Here is a 24,153-nt window from a genome sequence, read left to right as displayed (position 1 = left end):
GCCGTACCCTTGCGGGTATGACGTTTACACCGGGGAATGCGGTGGTCGTGACGGACCCCGCGCAGTTTGCTACGTACGGCCGGGCGTTCCGCAAGACCGGCAAGAGGGTTGTGCTGGTGCCGCTCGGCACTGGGATTCACGCTGGTCACATCGCGTTGATCCGCGCGGCGAAGTCGCTGCTGGGCAGCATTGTCATGGTCACCTTCGGCGGTGAGGAGGTTCCGGAGGACTTCGCGCGTGAGGGCGTGGACGTGGTCTTCCATGGCAGCTTCACCCCGCCGGTGCGCATTCGTCCGCAGCTGGATCACCTGGAGGATCCGGAGGAGATCAGTGCGAATATCACGCGCACTATCGCCGCGATCAACGCCGCGCACGCCTCAGACGTCGTCGTGGGGGAGAAGGATTTTGAGGAACTCGTCGCGCTGCAGCAGGCAGTCAGCGCGCTCAACATGGAGGTTCAGCTTCATAGCTTGCCGACGATCCGCGCAACCGGCGGCGTCGCCATGTCCTTGCGCAATGACCGCGTCCCCGATGACATGCAAGATGCAGCCTTGGCGCTCTCGGCAGCACTGACCGCTGGGGCGCACGTGGCGGAGCGTGGTGTGGACGTGATCTTGGAGACCGTGCGCGGTGTCTTAGAGGCTGGCGGTGTCACCCCCGATTATGTCGAGGTGCGCGACTTGAGCTTCGGTCCGGCACCGGAGACGGGCGACGCGCGTCTGCTCGCCGCCGCGACCTTCGGTCCCGTGCGCCTCATTGACAACGTGGGCGTGCCCGTCGGTGTCGGCTTTAAAAACATGGGTGAGGGGCCGGGGGTTTAAGCCTCCTCGTTCTCGCCGCCGTCCTTGACTACCCAGGTGGCGTACTCGTCGTCAGGAGAACTACCAACGAAGACCACGAATTCCTTGCTCATCACTTCGGGTGTGTAAGAGGAGCAGAAACGCAGGCCACCCTTGGTCTCACCCTCCTGCATGCGTACTGGGTAGTCCTCCGCGTTCAGCTGTAAGCGCTGGCCATTCGGGAACAACGCCACGTAGGTGTCTGGCAGGTTGAACCGGTAGGCACCCTCATTGGTGTTCCTGCCCAGCGTCACTTCGCCCTCGGCGCACACGCGTGGTGAACTGCCACTGCTGATGTTGCCGCCGGTGATGGTGAAGGTCGTGCCCTCATAATCCGGGTCTTTGATTTCTAGCGTGTCACCAAAGCCGCGGGCCTCATCCTTGGCTTGCTTGAATACAGGCACCACCAGGGACTGTGGCTCCGCCTTCACTTCAAGGAATTCTGGCGATCCGAAGTCGAACATGCCGTGAGAGGTGCGCTCCCAGTCATACTGCGTCTGCAGGTTGTTCAGCTGGCGTGCCACCGGGTACAGCGCCTCGCACGGGCCATTGGTGCTCAGCTCTACTTTCTGCAGCATGGGCTTCGAGCTCGACATGGTGCATTGCTGGCCTCGGCCGTAGCTGTCATTAGCCAAGTCCTTGACCTCATCCGGGACGGAGGACGAGTCGGTGGATTCCTTCCACCCAGTCAATGCCGCATCCTTGGGGGCTTTGCCGTTGCCACTCGGCGAGGCAGACGCGTCGAGAGTGACGGTGAATTCCGCACCGTCGGAGCTTGTCGCGGTGCCGATGCACTCCTCGTAATCCTTCTCCACGTCCTTGATGCCCACTGAATCATAGAAGTCAGTGCCCAGCTCACATTCCGTGAGCTTGCCTGCCTCCAACTTGGAGGACAACGTGGTTTCATCCCAACCCAGTGGGCCTGTCGGGGAAGGGCGCAGCTTCTGGAAGATCCACAGTCCAGCAAATGTCAAGGCCAGCGCGGCGAGGAGGGCGAGGAGGACCTTGAGAGTCGTCGGTAAGCCTCGCTTAGCTGATTGCGTGTTGAGTGGCTGCTGTGGCGGCATAGGCTGAGGTGGTCCTGCGCCATACGCCGGGGTGGGGACTCCCCAGTTGTAGGAACCTGGGTTCTGCTGCGTCATGGATGTGCTCCTTCATGGTGCGAAATCTGCCCAACAGTGCGGGTTTCACACTAGTTACCGTAGTGGTTTGTCCAGGTTTCATGTGTCCAGACTGAAAATACTTCGCTATCATTCAGCCCTAGACAGCGGAAGCCCGACGGCCTGCGCCGGGATGTGAGAAAGGACTTAGTTCAGAACATGGCACACTACGACCTCTACAACTCGCTCGGCCTCGACCGTTCAGCAGACCCCGCGACGCTGGCACAGGAGCTGGATAACCGCATCAACTCCGGCATTGCCACCAACCCGGGTGGCATTGAGGAGCTGCGCATCGCCCGCGATATTCTCGGTGATCCGCAGCGTCGCAGCCTCTACGATCAGAAGCTTAACGACGTCAACGCGCCCGACATCAACATCGCCGCCCTCCGCGACCTGGCCCAGGCCAACTTTGGGGGTGCCCCGGCAGGTGCTGCTGGTGCTGCCGGTGCGCAGGGCTTCGCGCCGGGTCAGCCACAGAGTGAGCAGGGCCCGAGTACTTTTGACAAGGGGCGCGAGACCTTCACCGAGTACTCCAAGATGGCGCAGGAGCGCCTGAACCCGGCGATGGAGAAGACCAAGTCAGAGATTGCCCGTTCCTCCAAGGGCGTCATCCTTGGTACCGCAGTGGCCACTGCGCTGGTCATGCTGCTCATCTGGGGTCTGGTCGCCGGTATCGGTGGTGGGGACCGTAATGCCTCGAAGGCACAGAAGCTGACCAATCAGTTCCTTGAACTGCGCACGAACGAGGAGACTGAGCGTTGGCTCATTGACAACTCGTTGAGTGAATCGCGCAGCGACATTCTTGATGAGCTTGAAGTGAACGACGGCTTCTCGGGCGTGGACAACTACTTCAAGGCTTCTGACCCGAAGGCTGGCGAGGTTTTGGATGCGAGAGACTTCCTCTACATCTTTACAAAGACCGATGATGAGGCCTACGAGCGTGCATTGAAGGATGAGTTGGGTGCTGATGCGGCGTACTTCGTGGAGGTTCGCAACAAGAACGGTTCTTCGTCCGGCGGTGCTGTTTTTGTGGTGATCCAGGACGGCAAGGCACGCCTTGCTGATTTCCAGTTCGCGAACCGGGACGCTAGCGATTTCTTCTCCGATTACAAGTAGCAGTACACATCCCAGTTCTCATCGGTTCACATCGAAAGCTTCACCATGGTTGATTCACAGCTTGCTCAGCTCCTGCACGAAAAGTATGCGTTGACGGAATTAAAGGAAAAAGCGGCGACAGCGGATTCCACCGTCTACTTTGCTACGAACACGTGGGGTAACAGCACCGCTGAGGTGGAGCTGTTCAACGAGGTCGTCGAAGGCGACCGGGCTACCGCCATCACTCAGCTCGCTTCCGGCCTGCGCTGGTTGGATGAGCCAGCAGTGGTGTCGTTGCGTGACTGCGGTGTCACCGAGGACGGCAAGCTCTACGTGGTGCGCGATGAGGCGAAGGGTAACACGCTGCGCTCCATCATTGAGGGGCGCGTGAAGTGGGGCACTCCGTTTTCTAACTCCGAGGCGCACAGTCTGCTCGCGCCGGTGGCCAGCGCTATTGACCACTACAACAATGCTGATCACGCTGATCTTTTGGCACGGTCCCTGAACGTGGACAACCTTCTGGTGCAGCAGGGCAACCTGTCTGCGCCGGTGATGCTGGCAATGGTCGGCCCCACACCGGATGCCACGAGCACTGCAGCTGAGAACCGCCGTACCTTCGCGGAGATTATCTCCCAGTTGACCACCAAACCGGTGGATGAGGAGCTGCTGGAATCTACTGTATCCGCCAGCGACTACCTGGAGAAATTGGCTTTCCCCCACAAGGCTCAGCCCGAAGCAGAGGCCGACGACGCGACAGTGCAGTGGGGCCTGCCCGCCCAGCCGGTAGAAGAGCAGCCGGAGCGCCCGAAGCAGCACTTCCCAGACACCAACCCGGGTTTCCCGCCCGTGCAACCGCAATACCAGCAGCCCTACGGCTACCCGGCAGGCTACGGCCAGCCGGCGGCTTTTGAGCCACAACCGAAGAAGAAGTCCAAGGGTCTGACCTGGCTGCTCGTGTTCGTGATCTTGTTGCTGCTTGGCGGAATCGGCGCTGGTGGCTGGTGGCTCTGGAACAACCAGGGCGAGGACTGGAATGCGCAAGAGCAGAAGATGGCGGACACGTTCCCGCGGATCATTTCGGAGAAATCCGGTCAGCGTGGCTGGCTGAACATGAAGTGCCAGTCCCAGTCCCCGGAGGATGGGCAGAAAGCCCGCATCCGCTGCTCTGACCAGGACCTCGGCGTGAGCATCATTGATTACGGCGATGAGCAGACCCGCGACAGCCAGCTACCGGACGGAGACGCGGAAGTCATTGGTAATGAGAAGTGCTCTGCACGCTCCTACAAGATGGAAGACGTGACCCCACCGGCCTACCGCATCGTCCCAGAAGGCGAGGACGCACAGTACTTGTTCGTGGTCAACGGTGGTGAAGCCGAAAGCAAGCGCATGTACCTCAACCTGTGCGAAAAGTCGCGTGGTTAACCGTCCTAGCCGTGCACAGTTCGCTGTCGCCCCGCAAGGCAGACGCGATTTATGCGGGCAAAGACGGCACGATCCACCCGGGTGGTCAACTGGATGACCCGCCGGTGTGGACCCTGCCCGAGTATTGGTGAGCCAAACCGACTACGGTAGATAGCCGTGACTACCCAGGACCTTTCAGAGCAGCAACAGATCCGCCGCGCGAAGCGCGAAAAGCTTCTTAGCGAGGGGCATGAGCCATACCCCGTCGTCGTGGACCGCACCACGTCGCTGAAGGATCTGCGCAACAAGTACCACGTTGTTACGGAAGAGGCGCCTAAGCTTATCGACGGCACCGTAGCCCTCCACCCCGGCGAAGAAACCTCCGACGAGGTGGCCGTCGCCGGACGCATCATGTTCCAGCGCAACACCGGCAAGCTGTGCTTTGCCACCCTCCAGGAGGGTGATGGCACGCAGCTGCAGGTCATGCTTTCTCTGGCTGAGGTCGGCGAAGAGGCGCTGGCCGCGTGGAAGTCGGACACGGACTTGGGTGACATTGTGTCGGTGAGGGGGCGCGTGATTGCGTCGAAACGCGGGGAGCTCTCTGTCATGGCGCAGTCTTGGCGCATGACGTCGAAGGCGCTGCGCCCGCTGCCCGTTGCCTTCGCGGACATGAACGAAGAGCAGCGTGTGCGCCACCGCTACACCGACCTGATCATGCGCGAAGACGCCCGCAAGAATGCCATGACCCGCATCAAGGTCATCGCGGCTGTGCGTAAGTTCCTCACGGGCCATGACTTTGTCGAGGTGGAAACCCCGATGTTGCAGACCCTGCACGGCGGTGCCGCGGCGCGTCCGTTCATCACGCGCTCCAACGCGCTGGACATGGACCTCTACCTGCGCATTGCGCCGGAGCTGTACCTCAAGCGCTGCGTCGTCGGCGGCATTGAGCGCGTCTTCGAGCTCAACCGCAACTTCCGCAACGAAGGCATTGACTCCTCACACTCGCCGGAGTTCACCATGCTGGAGACCTACCAGGCATGGGGCACCTACAAGGACGGCGCGCAGACCATGAAGGAACTCGTGCAGTTCTGCGCGCAGGAAGTCTTCGGCTCCACCACCGTCACGCTTGCCGACGGCACCTCCTACGACCTCGGCGGCGACTGGAAAGTCATGGAGATGTACCCGTCTTTGAACGAGGCTTTGGCTCGCAAGTTCCCCGGCCAGCCGGAGGTCACCGTGGATTCCTCCGTGGAGGAACTCAAGGGCATTGCGGACGTCATCGGCCTGAAGGTGCCCAAGGACGAAGGCTGGCTCCACGGCAAACTCGTTGAGGAAATCTGGGAGCACCTGTGTGCTGACCAGCTCTACGAGCCAACCTTTGTGATCAACTTCCCGGTGGAGACCTCGCCTTTGACCCGCGACCACCGCGAACAGCGTGGCGTGACCGAGAAGTTCGACCTCTACGTCCGCGGCTTCGAGTTGGCCACCGGCTACTCCGAGCTCGTTGACCCGGTGATCCAGCGCGAACGCTTCGAAGACCAAGCCCGCCTCGCCGCCCACGGCGATGACGAAGCCATGGTTCTCGACGAGGACTTCCTCGCCGCCATGGAACAAGGCATGCCCCCCACTGCCGGCTGCGGCATGGGCGTGGACCGCCTGCTCATGGCCCTGACCGGCCTGGGCATCCGCGAGACCGTCCTCTTCCCGCTGGTGCGCCCCGAGGCCTAAACCTTATGCGTCTGACTCGCTGGACCGGTGGCTTTACCATGCTCGCACTGGCCGCGGGTGTGACCGCCTGCTCCAGTGAGGGGCTGGAGGAAGTAGAGATGACGCTGGTGCCGACGACGTCGACGACCACGACGGCGTCGTCGATAAGCAAGAGTGATGACTTTATTGCGGCGGTTACCCGTGATGGGGCCTCGAAAGAAGCCTCATTTCCGGCATGCGACGGGCGCAACATCCTGATTCTCATGTCTGTCATCGACGAACACGGCGCTGAAGAGACCTACAACCACCTTGCCGAAGCCGTGCTCACCGGCAGCCCCGCCGATAAAGAGTTCACCGTCCCGGGGCAGTGTTCCTCCCTGCGTAAAAGCGTCGATGGGAATCTGATCTATCCCGTCTACCTTGATTTTGGTTCCGATGAAGCGGGGATGTGCGCGGCGAAAGCCCGCTATGGTGGCAACGGCCGAACTTTGAACAACTCTGGCGATTTCCACGATCCCTGCTAGGGGGCCGGGAAAGGAACACGCATGGCTGATAGGCATGTCCTTCACGGCGTTGGTGTGGCTGGTGCTTTTGTAGTTGGCCCCGCCGTGGTCGTCGCTCCCGCCGCGGGGGTTGACCCGCACGAACCAGCTTGCACCGACGCGGAAGCCGATGGTCAGCGGGTGCGCGCGGCCCTCGCTGCTGTCGCTGCCGGCATGCTCGCGCGCGCGGAGCACGCCCCGGAGGCTGCTCCGATCCTTGAGGCAACCGCAGCGTTGGCGCAGGACCGCGCGCTGATCAAAGGTGTCGATGTGGAGCTCGCCGCCGGTGCCGGCATCACCGCTGCCGTGCATGCCGCGGTGGAGGTCTACGCACAGAAGCTCCGCAGCCTCGGCGGCCGCATGGTTGAGCGCGTGACAGACCTCTACGACATCCGTGACCGCGCCATCGCCCACCTGCGCGACCTGCCGGAGCCGGGAATTCCGGCATTCGGCCGCCCATCCATCCTCGTCGCACGGGACCTCGCGCCCGCCGACATCGTGACGCTCGACCCAACGATGGTCCTCGGCCTGGTCACCGAAGCTGGCGGCACCACGTCGCACACGGCGATTCTCGCAGCTCAGCTCGGCATTCCTATGATCGTCCAAGTTGCTGGCATAAATGGTTTGCTTGACCGTGGCACTCCCATCGCCCTCGACCCCACCACCGGCACCGTCATCCTCGCGCCGACCCTTCATGACATCGCTGAGCTGCGTGACCGGTCTGCGCGCCACGCGACTGCACTGACTGGTTCGGTCGGACCGGGAGCCACGAAAGATGGGCATCCGGTGAAGCTCATGGCCAACATTGGCACCCCGGCCGATGTTGCATCGGTAGCTGACACGGATGTTGAAGGCGTGGGTCTGTTCCGCACCGAATTCCTTTTCCTTGACCGGGCAGAAGCCCCCAGCGTTGCCGAACAAACGGAGGCCTACACCGAGGTCCTGCGCGCGTTTGGTGCGCGCACGGTGGTGGTGCGCACCCTCGACGCGGGTGCGGACAAGCCCTTGGCCTTCGTTGACTCCGGCCCTGAGGAAAACCCAGCGCTCGGTCGTCGCGGTATCCGCTTGACCCGTGTGCAGGAAGGCCTCATGGACGACCAACTCGCGGCTCTTGCCGCCGCGCACGCAGCGGTGCCGGAGGCGGACCTGTGGGTGATGGCGCCGATGGTGGGGGAGGTGGGGGAGGTTGAGTGGTTCGTCGATAAGGCGAAAAAGGCCGGGCTCCCGCGGGCCGGAATCATGGTGGAGACCCCTGCCGCGGCGATCTGTGCGGGGGAGTTGTTGGGGGTGGCGGAGTTTGCGTCGATAGGCACGAACGATTTGGCGCAGTTCACCATGGCGGCGGACCGATTGGCTGGGCCGTCGCTGCTGTCCCCGTGGCAACCAGCGGTGCTGGCGCTCATGCATGCGACGTGTCGTGGTGCGAACGGTGTTCCCGTCGGCGTGTGCGGCGCGGCTGGCGGTGATCCGCTCTTCGCGCTCGTGCTCGTGGGGCTTGGCGTGACGTCCTTGTCCATGGTGTCGGCGAACATTCCCGCTGCGCGCGCGGCGCTGCTTTTGCACGACCTGAACACCTGCCAACAGATGGCCGAACATGCTCTTGCCGCGCGGACTGCGGACGACGCGCGCGCCGCTGCCCTCGCCCTGGCTGATCCGGGGCTGCACGCCCTGCTGTAAAACCGCACCAAAAAGAGTGTTCGCTACTGGCGAACATGCCCTTGAGCTGGGATTATGGCTTTTCCGTGCAGAAGCGTGGGAAGTGTTCCGACGACCCCGCGTTATGGTGGGTGGAACGATTTCATTTAGCCAATAAAGGGGTAGCCACATGTTCGAGCGGTTTACTGACCGTGCACGGCGCGTCATCGTGCTGGCCCAGCAAGAAGCGCGCGACCTGAACCACAATTACATCGGCACTGAGCACATCCTGCTCGGGCTGATCCAGGAGGGGGAAGGCGTTGCCGCCAAGGCCCTCGAATCCATGGGGATTAACCTTGACGACGTCCGCCGGGAAGTCGAAGAGATCATCGGCCGCGGCACCCAGCCGCACACCGGTCACGTGCCGTTTACCCCGCGCGCGAAGAAGGTCCTGGAGCTTTCCCTGCGAGAAGGTCTGCAGATGGGCCACAAGTACATTGGCACCGAATTCCTGCTGCTTGGCCTTATCCGCGAAGGTGAAGGCGTGGCTGCGCAGGTGCTGACCAAGCTGGGCGCTGACCTCCCACGCGTGCGCCAGCAGGTCATCCAGCTGCTGTCTGGTTACGAGGGTGGCGAAGGCCAGAACCCCGAAAGCCCCGAAGGCCCGCAGGCTTCTGGCATGACCGGCGCTGGCGCAGGCCCGAGCATCGGCGGCATGGGGGGCCCGCGCGGTGGCGGCGAGCGTTCCAACTCGCTCGTGCTTGACCAGTTCGGACGCAACCTCACCGCTGCTGCCAAGGAAGGCAAGCTCGACCCGGTCGTCGGCCGCGACAAGGAAATCGAGCGCATTATGCAGGTGCTCTCCCGCCGCACCAAGAACAACCCGGTGCTCATCGGTGAACCCGGCGTGGGTAAGACCGCGGTGGTAGAAGGCCTGGCACTGGACATCGCTAACGGCAACGTGCCGGAGACCCTCAAGGACAAGCAGGTTTACTCGCTGGACCTCGGCTCCCTCGTCGCGGGTTCGCGTTACCGCGGTGACTTCGAAGAACGCCTGAAGAAGGTGCTCAAGGAGATCAACCAGCGCGGCGATATCATCTTGTTCATCGACGAGATCCACACCCTCGTCGGTGCCGGCGCTGCGGAGGGAGCTATCGACGCTGCCTCCTTGCTCAAGCCCAAGCTGGCCCGCGGTGAGCTGCAGACCATCGGTGCCACCACCCTGGATGAGTACCGCAAGCACATTGAGAAGGACGCCGCCCTCGAGCGCCGCTTCCAGCCGGTGCAGGTGGATGAGCCGAGTGTGGAAGACACCATCCAGATCCTCAAGGGCCTGCGCGACCGCTACGAGGCGCACCACCGCGTCTCCTACACTGATGACGCCTTGGCAGCTGCCGCGAACTTGTCGGACCGCTACATCAACGACCGCTTCCTGCCGGACAAGGCCGTCGATCTTCTCGACGAAGCCGGCGCCCGCATGCGCATCAAGCGCATGACCCAGCCGGAAGGCCTGCGCGAAGTCGATGACCGCATCCAAGAGGTGCGCCGCGAAAAGGAAGCCGCGATCGATGCCCAGGACTTCGAGAAGGCTGCTGGCCTGCGCGACACCGAACGCAAGCTCGGCGAAGAGCGGGCGGAAAAGGAAAAGAAGTGGCGCACCGGCGAGCTGGAGGACATCGCTGAGGTCGGCGAGGAGCAAATCGCAGACGTGCTGGCCAACTGGACCGGCATCCCAGTGTTCAAGCTCACCGAGTCCGAGTCCTCCCGCCTCCTGCACATGGAGGACGAGCTGCACAAGCGCATCATCGGCCAGGACGAAGCAGTCCGCGCCGTCTCCCGCGCCATCCGCCGCACCCGCGCGGGGCTGAAGGACCCGAAGCGCCCGTCCGGTTCCTTCATCTTCGCCGGCCCGTCCGGTGTGGGTAAGACGGAGCTGTCCAAGGCGCTCGCCGAGTTCCTCTTCGGCGACGAGGACTCCCTGATCCAGGTGGACATGGGCGAATTCCACGACCGCTTCACCGCCTCCCGCCTCTTCGGCGCCCCTCCGGGATACGTCGGCTACGAGGAGGGCGGCCAGCTCACCGAAAAGGTTCGCCGGAAGCCATTCTCCGTCGTGCTTTTCGACGAAATCGAGAAAGCCCACAAAGAGATCTACAACACCCTCCTCCAGGTACTCGAAGAAGGCCATGTCACCGACGGACAGGGCCGCATGGTGGACTTCAAGAACACGGTGCTCATCTTCACCTCGAACCTGGGTACCTCTGACATCTCCAAGGCTGTCGGCCTGGGCTTCAGTGGCTCCAACGCCACCGACTCCGATGCGCAGTATGAGCGCATGAAGCAGAAGGTGCACGACGAGCTGAAGAAGCACTTCCGCCCCGAGTTCCTCAACCGTATCGACGAGATCGTGGTCTTCCACCAGCTCACCCAAGAGCAGATCGTTCAGATGGTCGAGCTGCTCGCAGGTCGCCTGGAGAAGAACCTCGCCGCACAAGACATGGGCATTGAGCTTTCTAGCGACGCCAAGAACCTCCTTGCCACCCGCGGCTTCGACCCTGTCCTTGGTGCCCGCCCGCTGCGCCGCACCATCCAGCGCGAGATCGAAGACGTGCTGTCGGAGAAGATCCTCTTCGGCGAGATCGGTGCCGGCGAGATCATCGAGGTCGGTGTGAAGAACTGGGACGGCAAGACCGACAACCCACGCGACTACGAAAACGCCGAGTTCACCTTCACCCCGAAGCCGAAGCCACTCCCGGCCGACACCTTCGGTGACCTGGACGAGGAAGAGGTCCGCGACATCGCCTCTGTCCGCGACACCACTCCGCCAGCTAATAGCGACGAAGACGGTGATGCTGACGGCGGCCCAGATGGCGGCCCGAGCACTGGCCCAGACTCAGACCCAGAGATCGAACCGGAAGCTGGCCCGGAGACTGATGGCGCGCCGGGCACCGCGGTGCTGGACCGCCCGGACCACTCGGACTCGGAGCAGCGCTAACTGCTAATAGACCCCGCCACCTTCCTCAACGAACTGCTGAGGGAAGCCGGCGGGGTTTATCTCTGCGCCAAAAATGACGTGAAGAACTGTTTATGGCGGCGCGCGCTGTTCCTCCAGTTAGAAGTTTCCCTGGCTAGAAGCTGCCGCAGTTAGACGCGTTGGGCACCCCATTGAAGCGGTCGACGAGCCACATCAGGGACGGGGCAGAGTGGGCGAACACGCCGATGGCGTGGTTGAGGCCGATTTTGTGGGGAGGGGTGAGGGCGGGGATGGCGTCGTCAAGCAAAGTGACGTTGGCTCCCGCAGTGCAGTAGTCGCGTGCAAGCTGGATGACCTGCGACGTGGGCACGAGCTGGTCACCGCCAAGCGTGGACACCATCACCGGGACTTGCGGGGCGCGCTGACCAAGCTTCTGCTCATCGAGCTTGCGGCGGATCGCTGGGTCGCGGGTGAGCACATCCACCATCGGCTCACCCGACGCGGTAAACGTCCGCGAGTCCTGGAAACCCCACCGGACCGCACTATCCGCCATGCACGCATCACGCGTGGAGTTGAGGAACTCGCGGCCGCGTGGACTCAAATTCGCGTCCAACGCCGGCTGGAACTCCGGGTAGCGCTCCGTCCAGCCGTTGAGGGCGAAGCCAACCACGGCGAGGATGGAGGATTGGTCCACCCCGCGCATCGTCTCCACTAGGTCCGCAGGTGGCGCGCCGGAGAAAGCGCCCTTGACGTTGAGGTCCGGCGCGTAGCTGGGGGCGAGTTCCGCTGCAGCAGCCGAGGCACCTCCGCCTTGCGAGTAGCCCCAGAAACCGACGGGGTGGTGGGGTTGGGTGGTGGCACGGGCGGCGTCGATAAGCGCGTGGCCTTCTTCGGTGTGTAGCACGTATGTATGCGCGCCGGGTGTGCCCAAGCCGATGAGGTCAGAGACAACAACCCGCATGCCCATCAGCGCGGCGGCCTGGTGGTGCAGGTTCTCGTAGTTCGTGCCCACGGCGGGCTGTGCTGGGTCGATCTGCCCCATCATCCATGGGCCGCGCGAAGGGGCGCACCCGTCACCCGCGCCGCGCGTACCGGGGCCGAACACCACGGTCGGGGTGGGTCCGGCGCCTTGCCACGGATTTGCGGGCTCAATCATGTAGCCCGACACCGGCACGATGCGCCCATCCACCGTGGTGGAGGTATACAAAATCCGTTGCGCATATCCGGGGAAGTTTGGGCCGAGCAAGTTCAGCAGGTGCGGCGCCGGCTGGGTGCGCAGGAGCTTTCCGGGGCGATCGAGCTGCTCTGCCGGAACCGGGTCGTCATAGAACGGGTCATACTGCTTGAGCAGGGGCTTATCAGGGGGGTTCGCGGCATGAGCCAAGACACCTTGCAGCTTATCGACGCTTAACTGCGCACCAGCAGGCTGCCCACTGGCCACAAAGACCATGACGGCTGCTACCGCCCAACAGGAGAATCGAGACACGGGGTTACGCATGAGTGAATCCTAAAGTAGCCCCCGCTTTTTCGTGGCCGTTCGAGCCGAGCATCTTTTTCGCTGCGGGTGATCTAAGATTTTGAAGTTATGGGTTTGATGTACCGCGATAAGAAGAAACTGGGCAAGAACTCGTGGATCAACATCTCCGGTTCCGGGGCGTCCGTGTCCACAAAGGTGGGGCCGGTGACCTTTAACTCCCGTGGCGGAGTGTGGGTGAACTTGCCTGGTGGGATGACGTACCGGGGGCGCTGGAAGTAGCTACGGCAGGTGGAAGTGCCCGTCAGCGTTCTGGACGGCGAGGCCGTCTTTGAGCAATGAATAGAGCGCCCGCGAACGTTGCGGGGCGTCGGGCCACACCACGTCGATGGCTTCTTGCGGCACTGGCTCGGGTGCCTCGCGCAGCACTTTCATGATTTTGCCGCGCACTTGCCGGTCGGTGCCCTCGAACTTTTGCACCTTCTTGCCGGCTAGCTCTTCCGCGGTCGGTGGTGGGGAACCGGCGGCGAGCCACGCGCAAGAGTCCGCGAGCGGACACGACCCACATGCCGGCTGCGTCGCAGTGCACACCAGCGCACCCAGCTCCATGAGCCCGGCCGAGAACACGTGCGCATCCTCCTCCGGCAGCAACGCGGCGATCCATTCCAACTCTGCCTTCTGCGGCTTCGCCAGTGGCCGCCCGAGCACGGCCCGCGCATACACCCGCCGCACGTTCGTATCCACCACCGGCACTGCCTGCGCAAACGCGAACGCCGCCACCGCGCGCGCCGTGTAATCCCCAATCCCCGGCAGCTCCAAAAGCTCACTCACCTCACATGGCACTGTCCCGCCATGCTTCTCCGCGATCTCCGCAGCGCACTCCTTCAGCCTCAACGCGCGGCGCGGATACCCCAAGCTGTCCCACGCCCGCAGCACCTCCGCTGTTGGCGCCGCCGCTAGATCCGCAGGGGTTGGCCAGCGCCTCATCCACTCTTCCCACTGCGGGGCAACGCGAGCGACCGGGGTTTGCTGGCTCATTACCTCGCTGACCAGCACACCCCACGGGCTTGTTCCCGGCTTACGCCACGGCAGATCACGGGCGTTCGCAACAAACCAAGCAGAGACAATAGAAGGATCAATCACAGTACATGCAACAATAGTGGCCATGGCGTTTAGGACTATTCCGCGGGACGCGTGGACCCACCTGCTTGAGGGCAACCAGCGTTTCGCCACCGACACATCCGTCCATCCGCATTCCGGGGCGTCGCGCCGGGAGGAACTTCGCTCGGGCCAGGCGCCATTCGCGGCGGTGCTGGCGTGTTCAGATTCGAGGGTGCCCGTCGAGATGCTTTTCGACGCCGGCCTGGGCGACCTCTTCGTCGTCCGCACCGCCGGCGGCTGCGTCGACGCCGCAGTGACCGGCTCGTTGGAGTTCGCGGTGACTACGTTGGGTGTATCCCTCATCGTCGTGCTGAGCCACGAAGAGTGTGGCGCCATTGGTGCAGCAGTGTCCTCCTTCGAGGAGGGGGATTTGCCGTCCGATCTGACGCGAGTGTTCGTGGAAAAGATTGCCCCCAGCGTCATCCGCGCGAAGCACGACGGGCATGAGGATCGCTCTGCCATCGAAGAAATCCACGCCGCAGAGACCGCGGAGCACTTGGTTCACCGCATCCCGCCGGTGCAGGCGAGGATCGCCGACGGCTCCCTGGGGGTCGTTGCCGCAAGATATAGGCTTGAAGATGGCCGCGTCACAAGCGTCGAGGAGCATTTTGCGGGTTAGGATCGCGGTGTGACCTACCAGCCGCGAACCCCACGAACATCACGTACCCCGCGAGATTCCTACGGAGATTCCTTCGAGGAGCGCGGGGCGGAACGCTCGGCCCGTCTGCCCGAGCAGATTTACATGCGTCGCCGTGTTGCCGCGCTGGTGATCGTCTTGGCGGTGGTGGCCTTGCTGGTGTGGGCGCTCACGTCCTTCGCGCGCTCAGGTTCGAGCGAGAATGAGCCGAGCACCACAGCGCTGCCCACCACGTTGGTAACCACCCCGACCGAACCAGACCCTGGTGCCGCCGAGGAGACCACTGAGGCAACGGCCACCGAAACGGAGAAGAAGGACGAGGACTTCGATCCCACCGCCACCCGTGAACGCCCCGACGATGAAGAGCTCGCCGCGAAGAAGACCTGCGAGCTCAGCGACCTTCAGCTGACCATCCAGGCCAACAAAACCAGCTTTGACATCAACGACCCGAAGGATCAGCCTGAGTTGAACGTGCAGGTGAAGAACCCGACGGGCGCTGACTGCGTCATTGATGCCAACGATGACAAGCTGCGCTTTGAGGTCTACTCCATCGCCCGCGAAGGCTTCCAGCCAGTGTGGGGCGACACGGACTGTTACGACCCGGTGATCAACGGTGAGCAGACCTTCGCTGCCGGAGAGTCCCGTAACTTCCGCGCCACCTGGTCCCGCTTGGCCTCCGCGCCGGGGCAGTGCTCGAACCGTCAGGCCGTGCCGGAAGGTGCTTACGTGGTCACCGCGACCCTTGGCGATAACCACGCGGAGGGTGTGACCTTCAACATCCGCTAGGCGGCAGCGCTAATCCGCAGCGCTAGGCGTTGCGCCGCAGCCCCTCCACGATGTGGCGCGCCCACAAGGGCGATACATTCTTCGCTTCCGCGAGCCGTTCTGCATCGGCAGCGCGGATGGCGTTGAGATCGCCAAATTCGGCCACGAGGTAGTCGATGAGGGATTTCTGCACCCGCGGAATACGCGACAGAGCCCGGTAGCCGCGCGGCGTCACCGATTCCATGAGGTTTTCTTCCGTCGCCGGCAGCCCCAAGACCTGCGCGAGGGTGGCCGTGTTCAGCAGTTCGCGGTCGGGGAGGTGGTCGAGGGTGTCGATGGTGGCGTCGATAAGCTCATTGCTCGGCGCACCCTCCGCGACGAGGTAGTCGCACACGAGCATGGCAATGTCGTGGTAGATCGTGCCGCGCAACTCGGTGAGCTGGAGGCGCAGCTGGCGCGCGTCGGTGCCGAGCTCCACGATCTGGTCGTCCATATCGCGCGCGGCGCGTTGCAGCAGAAGCTGACGTTGCAGCAGGTGCAAGACATCCTCGACGGCGGCGTAGCGGTTCATCTCCGCCACGAAGAGGCGCTGGTTCGCCTTGTCCACGCGGATGCGGTACTGCTCCACGGTGGCGATCGCCTGGCGGGCCCGCGTGAGCAGCACCGCCGGCTCCTCGATGATGTGGCGCTTCCCGTCGGCGTACACCGTGACAATGTTCATCGAACCGGACACCGACACGACCGGCACACCCGTGTGCAGCGCCGTACGTTCCGCCGCGCGGTGGCGCGTACCGGTCTCCGACGTATGGAACGTCGGCGACGGCACTAGCTGCACATTCGCACGCGTGATGCGCGTCCCGTCCTCCGACAGCACGACGGCGCCGTCCATCTTGGAAAGCTCGCGCAGCAGCGTCGGCGTGAAGGGGACGTCGAATTCAATGCCGCCGTCGCACACAGCGGCCACCTCGGGCCCGTCGCCCAGCACAATCAGCGCGCCGGTGCGCCCACGCTTGATGCGTTCGAGCCCGTCGCGCAGTTCCGTTCCAGGGGCGAGCCGCAGCAAAACATCGCGCATGGTCATAGCTTTCAGATCTTACGCATTTTGCCTATCGACGGCCCCAATCGCCTCTCTCACCGTCCCCACCTGCGTTACCCGCATCCCTGGGATCTTCTTGGTGAGTCCCGTGGGCACGATCGCATTCTCATATCCCAGGCGGGCTGCTTCGGTGAGCCTGCGCTCCAGGTTGGGTACGCGGCGCACTTCGCCGGCGAGGCCGACTTCCCCGATGACCACTGTTTTTGGGGGTAGGGGAGTGGTGTGCAGGCTTGACCACGTGGCTAGTGCCACGGCGAGATCCGTGCCTGTTTCCGTGATACGGACGCCACCGACAGTGGCCACGTATGCGTCCTGGTCGTTGGTGCGCTCCCCGCAGCGGGCTTGGAGGACGGCGAGCACCATGGGGACGCGGTTGTAATCCAGGCCCGTGACCACGCGGCGGGGCGACTTGTTCACCGGATCCACCGTCAAGGCTTGGACCTCGGCGAGGATCGGGCGCACACCGTCCATAGCCACGGTCACCGCCGAACCGTCCGGTGTCTGCCCACGGTGGGAGAGGAACAACCCCGACGGGTCCGGCACCTCGCGGATGCCGTCGGCGGTCTGCTCAAAACAGCCGACCTCATCTGTAGCGCCGAAGCGGTTCTTCATGCCGCGCAGCATGCGCAGGCTGGTCTGCCGGTCACCTTCGAAGGCGAGGACGACGTCCACCAGATGCTCCAGCACCCGGGGACCAGCGACGTTGCCGTCCTTGGTCACGTGGCCAACGAGCAAGATCGGCAAGTTAGTCGTCTTTGCCAGGGTGGTCAGCGCCGCCGTCACTGCCCGTGATTGCGCAACACCGCCGGCTACGCCTTCGACGCCGGCGGCCTGCATCGTCTGAACCGAGTCGACGATAAGCAGGCTGGGTTTCACCTGGTCTACGTGGCCGAACACCACATCCAGGTTGGACTCGGAGGCCAGGTACAAGTTCTCGTTCAGGCCACCCGTGCGCTCCGCGCGGCCTCGGACTTGGGCTGCGGATTCCTCCGCGGTCACGTACAAAGCGGTGCGATCCCCCGTCGCCGCCCAGCGGCTAGCCACTTCCAGCAGCAGTGTTGATTTGCCCACTCCGGGTTCACCCGACAGCAGCACCACAGAGCCCGGCACAACACCGCCGCCGAGCACGCGGTCAAGTTCAGAAATCCCCGATGTCACACGCCCAGCAGCACTGGCGTTGATCTTCGTGATGGGCTGCGCCGGTGACGCTGGCGCTAACCCCTTCGGCGCACTCGCGCCTATGCCGGGGCGCGCCTTTTTACCCCCAGCGGCGCTCGTTGTAGCAGCCGCCGATTCCTCGAGCGTGCCCCACGAACCACACTCGGGGCAGCGCCCCAACCACTTCGGCGACGAATACCCACACTCAGTGCAGGTGTGGACGGTGCGCTGCTTCACCACAGCTTCAGTGGCTTAGTGCTTCGTCTCCGGCTGGCGGTCCGTCTCACCGGACTTCACGGTCGGCGCAGCAACGGTAGCCATAGCCTCAACCGTGCCGGAATCAAACGTGAAGGTGACTGGGACGTTGCCGCCGTAAGCGAAGTTGTCATTCGCCACCGAGGTCCTCACGTACTCGATGCAAGCGTCCTCCGCCTGCGGCATGTTCTGCAGACCAGCAGCGGAATCACCCACGATGGAGCAGTTGTAGGCCATCGGATCCGGGGTGGACATGCTGACCGGCTTGCCGTTCACGGTGACGGACTTCAGCTCGTGCTCATGGCGGTCATAGTCCTGGTTGGAAGCGGTGAACTTCACAGCCGCGTCACCGTTTTCTTCCAAGACAATGGTGATGTCGTGGACGGTGACAGATCCATCCTCAGTCTGAACACTTGCGCCGTTCACGGCAGCGACCTGGGATGAGGTCTGAGTAATCTGGCCTGCAGAGCATGCGGTGAGCAGCACAGCAGAAGCAGCTGCGATAGAGACGGCACCTGCGCGGCGGATAACCGGCTTCAGGGAGTTCACGTCGATGTCCTCCTGGTAGGAATTTTTAGGCGTATCAACGTATCAGCCTAGTCTTTTCTCCCCGACTATTCACAGTTTCCGGTCAGCGTGTGGGTGCAACCGGGGGTATCCATAATGGGGCCCGGTGCTTGTTTGGGGCCGGTGGTAGAATCGGGACGTTATTCGTGTGGCGGTAGTCGTCGATAAGCATGCGCGAAGGAGAGCGAATGGATTTCAAGGTCGGAGAGGTAGTTGTCTACCCGCACCACGGTGCGGCGCGAATTGCGGACATTGAGCAGCGAGAGATGGGCGGGGAGACGCTGGACTTCCTCGTGCTCAACATTCTTCAGTCTGACCTGTCGGTGCGCGTGCCTATTAAGAACGCGGAGCTCGTTGGCGTGCGCGATGTTGTCGGTGAGGAGGGCCTACGCAAGGTCTTCTCTGTGCTGCGTGAGACCGATGTGGAGGAGGCTGGCAACTGGTCCCGCCGCTACAAGGCCAACCAGGAGCGTCTCGCGTCCGGCGATATTAATAAGGTCGCGGAAGTTGTGCGTGACCTGTGGCGCCGTGACCAGGGCCGTGGCCTGTCCGCGGGTGAGAAGCGCATGCTGGGCAAAGCTCGCCAGGTGCTCGTGGGTGAGCTTGCGCTCGCCGAACCTGTCGACGAAGCCAAGGCCACCGGCATGGAAGAAGAAATCCAGGCCATCATCGCCCGCCACGTGGAGCAGGGCCTCGTGGCTAAACCGGAGGGCGATTTCGACGCGGAAGATGACGTCGACCTCGACGATCTGAGCTTCGACGACGAGGACTAGACCATCAGTGTGAACCGGCGCGTCGTCGCGCTTGTTGCGGCGGCGGGGCGCGGAACCCGGCTTGGCGCGGAGATACCGAAGGCCTACGTGTCGCTGCGTGGCCGCACGTTGTTGGAACGTTCCGTGACGGCGATGGAAACGTCGGCTGTCGTGGACCACGTCGGTGTGCTAGTCAGCCCCGACATGGAGCCACTCGCGCGTGAGTTACTGCGCGACCATGACGTCCAGTTCATCCACGGCGCAGGCGAACGCGCCGATTCCGTGTGGGCGGGCCTGCAGGCCTTGCCTTTCCGCGATGCCGTGGTCCTCGTTCACGACGCCGCCCGCGCACTGACACCACCGGGCATGATCGCGCGCGTTGCACGCCGAGTACTCGGTGGCGCCCCAGCCGTCGTTCCGGTCCTGCCCGTTGCCGACACCATCAAGCTTGTCGACGCCTCCGGGGCCGTCCTCTCCACCCCCGACCGCTCCCACTTGCGCGCTGTCCAAACCCCGCAAGGCTTTGACCTGGCTACCTTGCGGAAGGCGAATGAGGCCTACTTCGCTGCTGTTGCTTCGAGTGATGGCGCGAACTTTGTGCCCACCGATGATGCGAGCCTCATGGAATGGTTCGGCGTCCCTGTGTCCACGGTGCAGGGCGACCCGATGGCCTTTAAAATCACCACTCCCATCGACCTTGTGCTGGCGCAACGCATCACGGACGAGGCAGAACCCACTGTTTTTGACGTGCCCGGCAACCCCGGAAAGTGAAAAACCCCATCTTACTTAGACTGCTTTAGACCCCTGTTTGGTTCCATGAAATGTGAAAATGTGGGAAATCTCAAAAACCCTTGTTAAGCAGCGCTTTTGGGTAATACCTTTGGGGGCATGAACTTTAATACTGTGATCGCGGCCTTATCGGGGGGCGCAATAGAAATGTTGGAGGGGTTTGATCGCGAAGCCGCGCTGGACGCCGGGATGTCGCAGACAACTGCGAATAACTGGAAGCTCGTGCACGACGCGTATTACGGTCCGACCACGTCGCCGTCGAAGCAACGGCAGGCGCGGGAGAAAGCACGTGCGCAGGGGGTGAGCCTCGACAAACTCGTGCACATTGAGAAGAAGCTCAAGCCGATCAAGAACAACCGGACGCGCAACAAGCTTCGACTCACTTTGCTCGCGGTGCGTGGCAATTACAAGGCGCTGCTCGCCTTAGCTAGGAAACTTCTACCGGGTGCGGATACGCCGCCGGAGAAGAAGATGACTATCTCACCGTCGCGTCACGGCCGGCGTCGCGTGGTGTTCTGGGCGGATGAGCGTGATGTCGCTGACCTGGAATACGCGTTGCTGGAGGGGGTGGATCCGGACATGCCTTTAGCGCCACAGCTCCTTGAGCATTTCCTGGCGCTCATCCGGGATGGCGGGGGCGTGCCATACGCCGTCCCGCGGCCGCAGTTGCTCATCCCGTTGCCAGAGTGGGTGCGCATCATCCGCGGCGAAGGCGATGATGTTGTGCTCGGGCTTACCGACGGCACCACCACCACCGGCGCCGATTTCCTCACCACCCACACCGCCAACCCGGACAACGAATTGGAAGCAATCGTCTTCCACCCCACGGAAGGCGCAGTGAACCAGTACCGCCTGGAGCGCTTCGCCAACGCGAAGCAGCGCGACATGGCGCGTGCAACGCAGCCGATCTGCACCAGCCCTGACTGTCGCCGGGGCGCGGACCAGTGCGAAATCCACCACATCAAGGCGTGGAAGAACGGCGGGGAGACCAACGTTAACAACCTTGCGCCACTGTGCCGGTACCACAACCGCGTCAACGACGATGACGCACACCTGGCTCGCCGGGGTCACGCGGAGATGCGTGGTGGTGCGCCGGTGTGGGTCTCCCCACGCGGATTCGCCAGGACGAACAAGCTGCACCCCTTCGGCGGGATGCGGTCCCTGTTCAACCACGACCCGTCGAAGGTGCCAGCCCCTGCAAGTTAGGGCCAACTAGGATCGGGGCGCATGAACAACTCTCAGAGCCCTCATCCGCTGTCCACTTTGCGCGTTGGTACTGCTTTCGACGCCCACCGCATCGACCCCGGCAAACCCTGCTGGATCGCCGGCCTCCTCTTCGAAGGCGTAGACGGATGCGAAGGCCACTCCGACGGTGACGTGGTCAGCCACGCCATCGTCGACGCAGTTTTGTCTGCGACCGGGCTGGGGGATCTGGGGAGCTTCGTTGGCGTCGACCGCCCAGAATACGAAGGGGTCACCGGCGTACAGCTGCTCACCGAGTTGCGCGAGCTTGTCACTGCCAACGGATATACGGTGCTCAACGCCTCAGCCCAACTCATCGGCCAAACACCCAAGATGGGCCCGGTGCGCGAAGAAGCGGAGCGCGTCCTGTCCGAAGCTCTCGGCGCACCCGTCTCCGTGAGCGCCACGACGACCGACGGGATGGGTTTCACGGGATCGGGGGAGGGGAGAGCGGCGGTGGCGACGGCGCTCGTCGATAAGCGATAGCTAAACTGGGGCGCGTGACTCAACGCATTTTTGACACCGCGACCCGCACACTCCGCGACTTCGAACCTCTCCGTGAGGGGCACGTCTCGATGTATGTGTGCGGTGCGACGCCGCAGTCCTCGCCACACATCGGGCACCTGCGCTCCGGCGTGGCCTTCGACATCGTGCGCCGCTGGTTCCTCGCCACCGGTTACGATGTCGCTTTTGTGCGCAACGTGACCGACATCGACGACAAAATCCTCACAAAAGCCGCCGAAAACGGTCGCCCCTGGTGGGAATGGGTGTCCACCCACGAGCGCGAATTTACACGCGCCTACAGCACGCTGGGCGTTCTGCCACCGAGCGTGGAGCCGCGCGCGACTGGGTTCGTGACTCAGATGGTCGACTACATGTCTCGGCTTATCGACGCTGGGTTTGCCTACGCCGCCGACGGCTCCGTCTACTTCGACGTTGCTGCCTGGGTGGCGGCGGAAGGCTCTGACTACGGGTCTTTGTCCGGCAACCGCGTCGAGGAGATGGAACAAGGCGAAACCGACGTGGCCGGCAAGCGCGGCGCCCATGACTTCGCACTGTGGAAGGCTGCGAAACCCGGTGAGCCAAGCTGGCCCACCCCCTGGGGCGATGGCCGCCCCGGCTGGCACCTGGAATGCTCCGCGATGTCCACGTGGTACTTGGGTGCTGAGTTTGACATCCACGGTGGCGGGCTTGACCTGCAGTTCCCGCACCACGAGAACGAACAAGCACAATCCCACGCTGCCGGCGATGGATTTGCCCAGTACTGGATGCACAACCACTGGGTGACCATGGCGGGGGAGAAGATGTCGAAGTCGTTGGGCAACGTGCTCTCGATCGACAACATGCTGGAGACCGTGCGCGCAGTGGAGCTGCGCTACTACCTGGGGTCCGCGCACTACCGCAGCGTGCTGGAGTATTCGCCGGCTGCGCTGCAAGAGGCAGCGGCGGGTTACCGGCGTATTGAAGACTTCGTTGCTCGCGCTGCTGCTGGTGGGGAGCCCGTGGCTCGTGGCTCGTGGACCCCCGCCTTCGCCGACGCCATGAACGAGGACTTCAGCGTGCCCAAGGCGCTCGCAGAGATCCACAACACCGTCCGTGCAGGCAACAAGGCGCTCGCGGAAGGCGACGCAGCGTTGGCGCGCACGCTTGCTGGCTCCGTGCGCGCCATGACCGCTGTGCTGGGCATCGACCCCGGCGAATGGGCGTCTTCGGGCGCTTCCGGTGCTTCTGGTGCGGCAGAGACGGCGCTGGACGTCCTCGTCCAGGCTGAACTGGAACGCCGCGCTCAGGCCCGCGCAGACAAGGACTGGGCCACCGCCGACGAGGTCCGCGACCGCCTCGCCTCCGCCGGCATTGAGGTCACCGACACCGCAGATGGTGCCACGTGGGAGCTGAAGGGATAAAGAAAAATGGCTAAACCGTACGAGCGCCCCGACAAGCAGAAGAAGAACAAGAAAGGCGCCACCAAAGGCTCCGGTGGCAAGCGCCGCCGTGGCCTCGCTGGCAAGGGGCCGACACCGAAGGCCGAGGACCGCGTCTACCACTCCGCCCACAAGCGGAAGCTGGAGCGCCAACGCCGTGACCAGGGCCGTCACGAGCGAGAGCAGGCGGACCTCGTGGTGGGCCGCAACCCGGTCATCGAGTGCCTGCACGCGAAGGTGCCCGCCGAGGCTCTCATCATCGCGCATGGCACGGGCCACGACGACCGCCTGAGCGAGGCGGTCCTCATTGCCAACACCCGCCAAATCCCGGTGCACGAGGTGCCGCGCCGGGACCTGGACAACATGACCGGCAACACGCTCCACCAGGGCATCGGCCTGAAGATCCAGCCGTACAAGTACGCGGATGTCTTCGACCTCATCGCTGGCGTGAATGATCGCGGTGAGAACGGCATGTTCGTTGTGCTGGACAACATCACGGACCCGCGCAACTTAGGTGCGGTGATCCGTTCGACAGCGGCGTTCGGCGGCCACGGCGTAATCATCCCGGAGCGTCGTTCAGCACAGGTCACGGGTGTTGCGTGGCGGACGTCTGCCGGCACGGCTGCCCGTCTGCCGGTTGCGCGTGCGACGAATCTCACGCGCACGATCAAGGAGTTCAAAAACAACGGCTACATGGTTGTTGGCCTTGACGCGGGTGGGGAGCACACCTTGGACACCTTCCACGCCGCGACCGACCCGGTGGTCATCGTCGTCGGTTCCGAGGGCAAGGGCATTTCCCGCCTGGTGCGTGAGAACTGCGACGTCATCATGTCTATCCCCACTGCGGACTGGGTGGAGTCCCTCAACGCGTCTGTCGCCGCGGGTGTTGTGCTCAGCGAGTTCGCCCGCCAGCGCCGCACGAGCTAGAGCTGCCGCGTTGTGGTGGCGGGCTGTATCGTCTGCCGTGCGCAGAGGGGGTGCG

Annotated in this window: 22 protein-coding genes; 16 read left to right on the top strand and 6 right to left on the bottom strand. The window is 63.3% G+C overall.

Translation table 11 applies throughout. From position 1 onward, the window contains the following. The first annotated feature begins 17 nt into the window (after positions 1-17). Positions 18-821, top strand: a complete 804-nt coding sequence (locus tag QP994_RS03240) for a pantoate--beta-alanine ligase (protein ID WP_284865358.1) — start codon at positions 18-20, stop codon at positions 819-821. Here the strand turns inward: QP994_RS03240 and QP994_RS03235 are convergent. After that, positions 818-1,981, bottom strand: coding sequence for a hypothetical protein (locus tag QP994_RS03235; protein ID WP_284865357.1), 1,164 nt, complete (start codon positions 1,979-1,981; stop codon positions 818-820). The two genes, QP994_RS03240 and QP994_RS03235, sit on opposite strands and share 4 nt — an antisense overlap. A gap of 177 nt (positions 1,982-2,158) precedes the next feature. Here QP994_RS03235 and QP994_RS03230 point away from each other — a divergent pair, with 177 nt between their 5' ends. The 6 genes from QP994_RS03230 to QP994_RS03205 all read left to right on the top strand — a co-directional run bounded on the left by QP994_RS03230 (position 2,159) and on the right by QP994_RS03205 (position 11,374). Continuing rightward, positions 2,159-3,115 carry a hypothetical protein gene (locus tag QP994_RS03230; RefSeq protein WP_284865356.1) on the top strand — a complete coding sequence of 319 codons (957 nt, stop codon included), beginning with the start codon at positions 2,159-2,161 and terminating at the stop codon, positions 3,113-3,115. A 45-nt stretch (positions 3,116-3,160) separates the two neighbouring features. After that, positions 3,161-4,516: a hypothetical protein gene (locus QP994_RS03225; protein WP_284865355.1), complete on the top strand. Its 1,356-nt coding sequence runs from the start codon at positions 3,161-3,163 to the stop codon at positions 4,514-4,516. 156 nt (positions 4,517-4,672) lie between these two features. Continuing rightward, positions 4,673-6,223, top strand: a complete 1,551-nt coding sequence (lysS, locus tag QP994_RS03220; protein ID WP_284865354.1) for a lysine--tRNA ligase — start codon at positions 4,673-4,675, stop codon at positions 6,221-6,223. A gap of 5 nt (positions 6,224-6,228) precedes the next feature. Then, the gene (locus QP994_RS03215; RefSeq protein ID WP_284855173.1) at positions 6,229-6,726 is read left to right on the top strand and encodes a hypothetical protein; all 498 of its coding nucleotides are present in this window, start codon (positions 6,229-6,231) and stop codon (positions 6,724-6,726) included. A 21-nt stretch (positions 6,727-6,747) separates the two neighbouring features. Next, on the top strand, positions 6,748-8,421 hold the full coding sequence (locus tag QP994_RS03210) for a phosphoenolpyruvate--protein phosphotransferase (protein WP_284865353.1): 1,674 nt from the start codon (positions 6,748-6,750) through the stop codon (positions 8,419-8,421). 148 nt (positions 8,422-8,569) lie between these two features. Next, positions 8,570-11,374: an AAA family ATPase gene (locus QP994_RS03205; protein WP_284855171.1), complete on the top strand. Its 2,805-nt coding sequence runs from the start codon at positions 8,570-8,572 to the stop codon at positions 11,372-11,374. A 133-nt stretch (positions 11,375-11,507) separates the two neighbouring features. Here QP994_RS03205 and QP994_RS03200 read toward each other — a convergent pair whose 3' ends face one another. After that, the gene (locus tag QP994_RS03200) at positions 11,508-12,851 is read right to left on the bottom strand and encodes a lipase family protein (RefSeq protein ID WP_284865352.1); all 1,344 of its coding nucleotides are present in this window, start codon (positions 12,849-12,851) and stop codon (positions 11,508-11,510) included. 87 nt (positions 12,852-12,938) lie between these two features. On the opposite strand from QP994_RS03200, the gene QP994_RS03195 reads away from it, so the two are divergent. Continuing rightward, entirely contained in the window at positions 12,939-13,109 is a 171-nt protein-coding gene (locus tag QP994_RS03195; protein WP_284855169.1) for a DUF4236 domain-containing protein, read from the top strand. Here QP994_RS03195 and QP994_RS03190 read toward each other — a convergent pair whose 3' ends face one another. After that, positions 13,110-13,994 (bottom strand): iron-sulfur binding domain-containing protein, encoded by an 885-nt coding sequence (locus tag QP994_RS03190; protein ID WP_284865351.1) that lies wholly within the window; start codon positions 13,992-13,994, stop codon positions 13,110-13,112. It lies immediately after the preceding gene. Between QP994_RS03190 and QP994_RS03185 the strand changes: the two genes are divergently transcribed. Both QP994_RS03185 and QP994_RS03180 read left to right on the top strand, forming a co-directional pair. Beyond that, positions 13,993-14,607: a carbonic anhydrase gene (locus tag QP994_RS03185; protein WP_284865350.1), complete on the top strand. Its 615-nt coding sequence runs from the start codon at positions 13,993-13,995 to the stop codon at positions 14,605-14,607. The two genes, QP994_RS03190 and QP994_RS03185, sit on opposite strands and share 2 nt — an antisense overlap. A 9-nt stretch (positions 14,608-14,616) precedes the next feature. Further along, positions 14,617-15,411: a hypothetical protein gene (locus tag QP994_RS03180; protein ID WP_284865349.1), complete on the top strand. Its 795-nt coding sequence runs from the start codon at positions 14,617-14,619 to the stop codon at positions 15,409-15,411. Positions 15,412-15,433: 22 nt separating this feature from the next. Here the strand turns inward: QP994_RS03180 and disA are convergent, their stop codons facing one another. Genes disA through QP994_RS03165 form a run of 3 tightly spaced genes read right to left on the bottom strand, consistent with a single transcriptional unit; the run spans position 15,434 to position 18,448 of the window. Further along, the gene (gene disA, locus QP994_RS03175; RefSeq protein ID WP_284855165.1) at positions 15,434-16,471 is read right to left on the bottom strand and encodes a DNA integrity scanning diadenylate cyclase DisA; all 1,038 of its coding nucleotides are present in this window, start codon (positions 16,469-16,471) and stop codon (positions 15,434-15,436) included. 12 nt (positions 16,472-16,483) lie between these two features. Continuing rightward, complete coding sequence (radA, locus tag QP994_RS03170; RefSeq protein WP_284865348.1) at positions 16,484-17,884, bottom strand: DNA repair protein RadA; 1,401 nt, start codon at positions 17,882-17,884, stop codon at positions 16,484-16,486. A 12-nt stretch (positions 17,885-17,896) separates the two neighbouring features. Beyond that, the gene (locus QP994_RS03165; protein WP_284855163.1) at positions 17,897-18,448 is read right to left on the bottom strand and encodes a hypothetical protein; all 552 of its coding nucleotides are present in this window, start codon (positions 18,446-18,448) and stop codon (positions 17,897-17,899) included. A gap of 206 nt (positions 18,449-18,654) precedes the next feature. On the opposite strand from QP994_RS03165, the gene QP994_RS03160 reads away from it, so the two are divergent. The 6 genes from QP994_RS03160 to rlmB all read left to right on the top strand — a co-directional run bounded on the left by QP994_RS03160 (position 18,655) and on the right by rlmB (position 24,098). Then, complete coding sequence (locus QP994_RS03160) at positions 18,655-19,239, top strand: CarD family transcriptional regulator (protein WP_284855162.1); 585 nt, start codon at positions 18,655-18,657, stop codon at positions 19,237-19,239. Between the two features lie 9 nt (positions 19,240-19,248). Further along, positions 19,249-19,989 (top strand): 2-C-methyl-D-erythritol 4-phosphate cytidylyltransferase, encoded by a 741-nt coding sequence (gene ispD, locus QP994_RS03155; RefSeq protein ID WP_284865347.1) that lies wholly within the window; start codon positions 19,249-19,251, stop codon positions 19,987-19,989. Positions 19,990-20,106: 117 nt separating this feature from the next. Next, positions 20,107-21,213 carry an HNH endonuclease signature motif containing protein gene (locus QP994_RS03150; protein ID WP_284855160.1) on the top strand — a complete coding sequence of 369 codons (1,107 nt, stop codon included), beginning with the start codon at positions 20,107-20,109 and terminating at the stop codon, positions 21,211-21,213. A 21-nt stretch (positions 21,214-21,234) separates the two neighbouring features. Further along, positions 21,235-21,735: a 2-C-methyl-D-erythritol 2,4-cyclodiphosphate synthase gene (gene ispF, locus QP994_RS03145; protein ID WP_284865346.1), complete on the top strand. Its 501-nt coding sequence runs from the start codon at positions 21,235-21,237 to the stop codon at positions 21,733-21,735. Between the two features lie 14 nt (positions 21,736-21,749). Further along, complete coding sequence (gene cysS / locus QP994_RS03140; protein WP_284865345.1) at positions 21,750-23,153, top strand: cysteine--tRNA ligase; 1,404 nt, start codon at positions 21,750-21,752, stop codon at positions 23,151-23,153. A gap of 6 nt (positions 23,154-23,159) precedes the next feature. Continuing rightward, a complete protein-coding gene (gene rlmB, locus QP994_RS03135) occupies positions 23,160-24,098 on the top strand; it encodes a 23S rRNA (guanosine(2251)-2'-O)-methyltransferase RlmB (protein ID WP_284865344.1) in 939 nt (312 codons plus the stop codon). Positions 24,099-24,153 lie beyond the last annotated feature (55 nt).

The organism is Corynebacterium sp. MSK044, from assembly GCF_030232825.1.
Lineage (GTDB): Bacteria > Actinomycetota > Actinomycetes > Mycobacteriales > Mycobacteriaceae > Corynebacterium.
This window is presented reverse-complemented; position numbering and strand designations above follow the sequence as displayed.